A 6,428-nucleotide genomic window follows, 5' to 3' on the forward strand; every position below is an offset into this window, starting at 1 on the left:
CGCGGGTGGGCGGGGCGCTGCCCTGGGCCACCACCGGCTGCGGCGCGCGGCCGGTGCGGGCCAGGGTATGGGCCGCCGGGCGGGCGGCCACGGCGGGCTCGGCCGGGCGCATGTTGCCCCGGTTGGTCGCCAGCGCGTCATAGCTGTTGGGCCGGCGCGCCACGCCGGACCGCGCGAAGGCGTCGTCCAGCAGCTCCGCCATGTGGCGATCGCGCTCGATCCAGCTGCCGCCGCCCATCACGGCACCCACCAGCCGCACGCCATCCCGCCGTGCGGCGGTGACGATGTTGAAGCCGCTGAGGCGCGTGTAGCCGGTCTTGATCCCGTCCACGCCGTCATAGCTGGACAGCATGTGGTTGTGGTTGTGGATCGGCCGGTTGTTCCAGCGGAACTGGGTGGTGGCGAAATAGCGGTACTGGGTCGGGAAATCCTCCATCAGGCGGCGGCCGAGCGTGGCCATGTCCCGCGCCGTGGTGGTCTGTTCCGGGTCCGGCAGGCCGGAGGCATTGCGGAAGGTCGTGCGTGTCATGCCCAGGCTGCGGGCGCGCTGCGTCATCATCTGCGCGAAGCGGTCCTCGCTGCCGCCCAGATGCTCGCCGATCGCGGTGGCGACGTCATTGGCCGAGCGCGTGACGACGGCCAGGATCGCGTCCTCCAGCTCCAGCGAATAGCCGGCGGGCACGCCCAGCTTGGAAGGCGGGCGGGAGGACGCCTCGGCCGACATCGCGATGCGCGTTTCCGGGCGCACGCGGCCGTCGCGCATCGCCTCGAACAACATATACAGCGTCATCATCTTGGTCAGGCTGGCCGGGAAGCGCGGCTCATCGGGATTGGCGGCGGAGATGACATTGCCCCGCGCGTCCAGCACGACGGAGGAATAGTTCAGCCGGTTCTGGATATTGGCCTGCGCCGCCTGGCAGACCAGCAGGGCACAGGCCGCCACCAGCCCGGATGCCCATCGCGCAAGCTTCCGTTGTCCCGCCACCATTCGCGCAGCCGTCATCCCGATCATCCCCCAGCCATCCTGGCATGGCACCCCCCGGCGCCAGACCACCCCCGAAGACGCCCCGGACCCCGGTTGAGCGGGCGGAACGGTGGCGCGCCACCCCCGCGGCGCGTCACCCTTTCAGGGTAGCGGCAGGCGCATGGAAATGTCCACCTCAGGCTGCCTTATTTTTGTCGGCCAAGTTCAAGGGTTTGTTCAGCTTGGCTCCCACGGCGCATCACGCGCATGGGATTTTTTGTGCGCTGCACAATTTTGCTTGCAATCGGCGCGGCATCCGCCTAGATCACAGTCATGTTGCAGCGCACAAAAAGCTTGCGGCAGGTGCGTTGAATTTTATACCATGCAGTGCACTATGTCTCGGCATATAGTTCGCCGTCAGCCCAGCCCCTCCCCCGGGGCACCCCGAATCAACCAGCCCGGCCATTCCGGGCACAGGAGCCCGCTATGAGCGCCACCACCAAGAAGCCCGCCGCCGACGTGACCAAGACCGTCACCGACGCCGCCGCCGCCACCACCGCCCAGGCCCAGAAGCTGTTCGCCGACGGCACCGTGCAGGCCCGCGCCGCCATCGAGAAGTCCGTCGAGCAGGCCCAGAAGGCCGCCGCCGACTTCGTGAAGGCCGGCGAGGAAGCCGCCGAGTTCAGCCGCGGCAACGTGGAGGCCCTGACCCAGGCCGCCCAGCTGTACTTCACCGGCGTGCAGGACCTGTCCCGCCAGGCGATCGCCTCCGCGCAGTCCCTGTCCGAGCAGACGATCGAAGGCGTGAAGGCCCTGTCCTCCGCGAAGTCCCTGAAGGACATCACGGACCTGCAGAGCAACCTGTTCCGCACCACCTTCGAGAAGTCGGTCGCCGACATGAAGGCCCTGCATGAGGCCTCCGTGAAGCTGGCCGAGGGCAGCTTCGCCCCGCTGACCGCCCGCTTCACCCTCGCGGTCGAGAAGTTCTCCAAGCCGATCGCGGCCTGATCCCAGCCTCCTCTACTTCCCTGGCTGAATCGGGGCCCGGCCGGCGGTTTTCACCGCTGGCCGGGCCCTAATCTTTTTCAGGCGTCTTTTGGTGCGGCGGTACACGCCGTTACACCATTCTTTAGCCGTCAATGACGGATACCCTTCACTCCGGCCGCACAGACCCGATATCCTGTCCGCGCCGCAGCCGCGAAGGGAATCCCCCGAGGGCTTGGGCTTGCGGTTCGCGCCTGTGGCGCGGGGCCAGACATTTTGGGCATGATAGCGTTATGGGCATGACACGGATGAGCGACGAGAAGGATCAGAATGGCGGCACCAGCGGGGCTCCCCCCGGTGGCCCCAGCACGACGGTAGTCGCTAAGCCGCGGCCCAAGACCAAGAAGCCCGCGATGTACAAGGTCTTGATGCTGAACGACGACTACACGCCCATGGAGTTCGTCGTGCACGTGCTGGAACGCTTTTTCCAGAAGAACCGCGACGAGGCGACGCGCATCATGCTGCACGTCCATCGCCGCGGTGTGGGGGTGTGCGGGGTCTTCACCTATGAGGTCGCCGAAACAAAGGTGACACAAGTGATGGACCTGGCCCGCCAGAACCAGCATCCTCTGCAGTGCACGATCGAAAAGGAGTGACCCGTTCGGTGATGCCGTTTGTCAAGATTTTGACGAATGGTGGGAGGCACCCCAACTGCCACCCTTGAACGGGGTTTTGTCCCTGAGATGACAAAGGAGCGTTGACCATGCTGTCTCGTAACCTGGAACAGACGCTCCACCGCGCCCTGGGGCTGGCGAACGACCGCCGGCACGAATACGCGACCCTCGAACACCTGCTGCTCGCGCTCGGCGACGACGCGGAAGCGGTGACCGTGCTGCGGGCCTGCGGCGTGGATGTGGACAAGCTGAAGCGTGACCTGACCGAATTCCTGGACAAGGATCTGGCCGGCCTCGTCACCGAACGCGCCGGTGACCCCAAGCCCACCGCCGGCTTCCAGCGCGTCGTCCAGCGCGCCGCCATCCATGTGCAGTCCTCCGGCCGGGATGAGGTGACGGGCGCCAATGTGCTCGTCGCGCTGTTCAGCGAACGCGAATCCCACGCCGTCTATTTCCTGCAATTGCAGGACATGACGCGCCTGGATGCCGTGAACTTCATCAGCCACGGCATCGCCAAGGCGCCTGGCCGCTCCGTGCCGCGCAACGTGCAGGGCTCCACGCCCCCCACGGCCAACAACGGCACCCCGCGTGAGGAAGGCGAAGGCGAATCGCGTGAGGAAAAGCCGCGCGGCAAGAATGCCGGGCAGGACGCCCTCTCGACCTATTGCGTCAACCTCAACAAGAAGGCGCAGCAGGGCAAGATCGACCCGCTGATCGGGCGCGACCAGGAAATCGAGCGCACGATCCAGATCCTGTGCCGCCGCACCAAGAACAACCCGCTGTATGTGGGCGACCCGGGCGTGGGCAAGACCGCCATCGCCGAGGGCCTGGCCAAGCGCATCATCGAGGGCGACGTGCCCGAGGTGCTGCTGAAGTCCACCATCTTCTCGCTGGACATGGGCAGCCTGCTGGCAGGCACGCGCTATCGCGGTGACTTCGAGGAACGGCTGAAGGCCGTGGTGACTGAGCTGGAGAACCACCCCGGCGCGGTGCTGTTCATCGACGAGATCCACACGGTGATCGGCGCGGGCGCGACCAGCGGCGGCGCGATGGATGCGTCCAACCTGCTGAAGCCGGCCCTCGCCCAGGGCACGCTGCGCTGCATCGGCTCGACCACCTACAAGGAATACCGCCAGCACTTCGAGAAGGACCGCGCCCTGGTGCGGCGCTTCCAGAAGATCGACGTGAACGAGCCCACGGTCGAGGACACGGTGAAGATCCTCACCGGCCTGAAGACCAACTACGAGAAGCACCACAAGGTCCGCTACACGCCCGAGGCCATCCGCGCCGCGGTCGAGCTGTCGGCCAAGTACATCCATGACCGCAAGCTGCCCGACAAGGCGATCGACGTGATCGACGAGGTCGGCGCCAGCCGCATGCTGTTGCCGGAGAACAAGCGCCGGAAGACCGTGACGCTGAAGGACGTGGAGGACACGGTCGCCAAGATCGCGCGCATCCCGCCCAAATCCGTCAGCACGGACGACAAGGAAGCGCTGAAGAACCTGGAGCGCGACCTGAAATCCATGGTCTTCGGCCAGGACAAGGCGATCACGGCGCTGGCCGCCGCGATCAAGCTCTCCCGCGCCGGCCTGCGTGACCCGGAAAAGCCGATCGGCAACTACCTGTTCTCCGGCCCCACCGGCGTCGGCAAGACGGAGGTCGCCCGCCAGCTGGCCAAGACGCTGGGCATCGAGATCCTGCGCTTCGACATGTCGGAGTACATGGAGCGGCACTCGGTCTCGCGCCTCATCGGCGCGCCCCCGGGCTATGTCGGCTTCGACCAGGGCGGGCTGCTGACCGACGGCGTGGACCAGCACCCCCATTGCGTGCTGCTGCTGGATGAAATCGAGAAGGCCCACCAGGACCTCTACGCCATCCTGCTGCAGGTGATGGACCACGGGAAACTGACGGACCACAACGGCAAGACCGTCGATTTCCGCAACGTGATCCTGATCATGACCACGAACGCGGGTGCCGCCGACATGGCCAAGCCCGCGCTGGGCTTCGGCCGGGAAGCGCGGCAGGGCGAGGATGAGGATGCGGTGAAGCGCATGTTCACCCCCGAATTCCGCAACCGCCTGGATGCCGTGATCCCCTTCAGCGGCCTGTCGCCGGAGATCGTGGGCAATGTGGTGGAGAAGTTCGTGATGCAGCTGGAAGCCCAGCTGGCGGACCGCAACGTCACCATCGAGCTGTCCTCCGCCGCCAAGGAATGGCTGGCCGAGAAGGGCTACGACCCCGCCTATGGCGCGCGCCCGCTGGCCCGCGTCATCCAGGAATACGTCAAGAAGCCGCTGGCCGAGGAACTGCTGTTCGGCAAGCTGGTGAAGGGCGGCGCGGTGAAGGTGGGGCTGAAGGACGGCGAGCTGAGCTTCGAGTACATCGAGCCGCCCGTCGCCGCCCTGCCCAAGCCGGAAGGCGAGGGTGACGGCGAACCCGAGCGCACCCCCGAAACCGCGGGCTGACCCCGCGCCTTTCCATCAGGGCACCGAGGCCGCAAGGTCCCGGTGCTTTTTTTTATGACGGGAGAACCAGAATCATGACGGCCCAGATCGAAGACTGGAACAACTACAACGCCGCCCTGCGCGAACAGGGCAAGGCCTTCGCCGCCGCCGCCCCGGAGGCGATGAAAGGCTTCCAGGCCCTGTCGCGCGGCGCCAGCACCACCCAGCACCTGGATGCCAAGACGCGGGAGATGATCGCCCTGGCGGTCGCCGTCACCACCCGCTGCCAGGGCTGCATCGACGCCCACGCCCGCAAGGCCCGGGCGGCCGGGGCGACGAAGGAAGAAGTGGCGGAAGCCCTGGGGGTCGCCATCGCCCTGAACGCGGGGGCGGCGCTGACCTACTCGCTGCATGTGATGGAAGCGATGGATAAGGCGGGGACGTAGCGGGCGGGGGCTTTGCCCCCGAGCCCCCAGTCAGGGGCGCCGCCCCTGACCACCCCGCAAAGGGTTGTAGCAACCCTTTGAACCCATGAGTTTGGCGCCTTACCTTGCCAGGTACGGCGCCATTTTCATTATTAATATCAATCAGAAACACCCTGGCAGGATCGGCGCCAAACTCCTGGGGTGCAGGGGCCTTTCGGCTCCTGGCGGGGAGCCCGAGGGGCAGAGCCCCTCGGTCCTTTCGCCCCTCGTTACGCCACCACCCTGAACGCCCGCCGCCGTGCCTTGGCGCTGCTGTCATCCGGCGCTGTCTGTGTCGGCAGATCCAGCGGCAGCAGCGGGGCCTGTTGTGGCGCGCTGGAGATGCTGTCGGGCGCGCAATCCTCATCCGAGGGCTGCGGCAGGTCCTTGCGGCCCAGGTATTCGATCGCCAGCCGCCGGAACGCCCAGTCCAGCACGGAGGTGGCGCGGGTGATGTCCGCATCCCCTTCCACCACGCCCGAGGGCCCGAACCGCGTGTAGGAGAACGCGTCGATGAACTGTTCCAGCGGCAGCCCGGCCGACAGGCCGATGGAGACGGACTGCGCGAAGGCGTCCATCAGGCTGCGATAGGCGGCACCTTCCTTGGCCAGGGTGAAGGCGATTTCGCGCAGCTTGCCTTCGCTGTCCTCGGCGGTGCGCATGGCCACGCGGTGGCCGCCGACAATGGCGTAGAAATTCCCGCCGGCGGAGCGCGGATGCGCCATCAGCCCGCGTTCGGCCGGGCGTTCCACATGGGCGCGGGCGGGGGCGGGCAGCGCCACGGGGGCGGGCGGGGCGGCGTGCAGGAAGGGCAGCACGGCATCGGCCATGGCGCGGCGGGCGGCGTCCGTCACCGGGGCCAGCACCTGGCCCACGCGCTGCGGCGCGCGCTGGGCGG

Annotated in this window: 6 protein-coding genes; 4 read left to right on the forward strand and 2 right to left on the reverse strand. The window is 67.1% G+C overall.

Translation table 11 applies throughout. From position 1 onward, the window contains the following. The coding region (locus GT007_RS21885; protein WP_236571805.1) for a D-alanyl-D-alanine carboxypeptidase family protein at positions 1–943 on the reverse strand (943 nt) is incomplete at its 3' end. A 507-nt stretch (positions 944–1,450) separates the two neighbouring features. On the opposite strand from GT007_RS21885, the gene GT007_RS21890 reads away from it, so the two are divergent. From GT007_RS21890 to GT007_RS21905, 4 genes are all read left to right on the forward strand, one after another. Further along, the gene (locus GT007_RS21890; protein WP_160123796.1) at positions 1,451–1,972 is read left to right on the forward strand and encodes a phasin family protein; all 522 of its coding nucleotides are present in this window, start codon (positions 1,451–1,453) and stop codon (positions 1,970–1,972) included. Positions 1,973–2,256: 284 nt separating this feature from the next. Further along, complete coding sequence (gene clpS / locus GT007_RS21895; protein ID WP_160123797.1) at positions 2,257–2,604, forward strand: ATP-dependent Clp protease adapter ClpS; 348 nt, start codon at positions 2,257–2,259, stop codon at positions 2,602–2,604. 107 nt (positions 2,605–2,711) lie between these two features. Next, a complete protein-coding gene (gene clpA, locus GT007_RS21900; protein WP_160123798.1) occupies positions 2,712–5,087 on the forward strand; it encodes an ATP-dependent Clp protease ATP-binding subunit ClpA in 2,376 nt (791 codons plus the stop codon). A 74-nt stretch (positions 5,088–5,161) separates the two neighbouring features. Then, positions 5,162–5,512: a carboxymuconolactone decarboxylase family protein gene (locus tag GT007_RS21905; RefSeq protein WP_160123799.1), complete on the forward strand. Its 351-nt coding sequence runs from the start codon at positions 5,162–5,164 to the stop codon at positions 5,510–5,512. 248 nt (positions 5,513–5,760) lie between these two features. On the opposite strand, the gene GT007_RS21910 is transcribed toward GT007_RS21905, so the two are convergent. Next, a partial coding sequence (locus tag GT007_RS21910; protein WP_457852350.1) for a TSCPD domain-containing protein occupies positions 5,761–6,428 on the reverse strand: 668 nt, incomplete at its 5' end.

This window comes from Rhodovarius lipocyclicus (assembly GCF_009900765.1).
GTDB lineage: Bacteria > Pseudomonadota > Alphaproteobacteria > Acetobacterales > Acetobacteraceae > Rhodovarius > Rhodovarius lipocyclicus.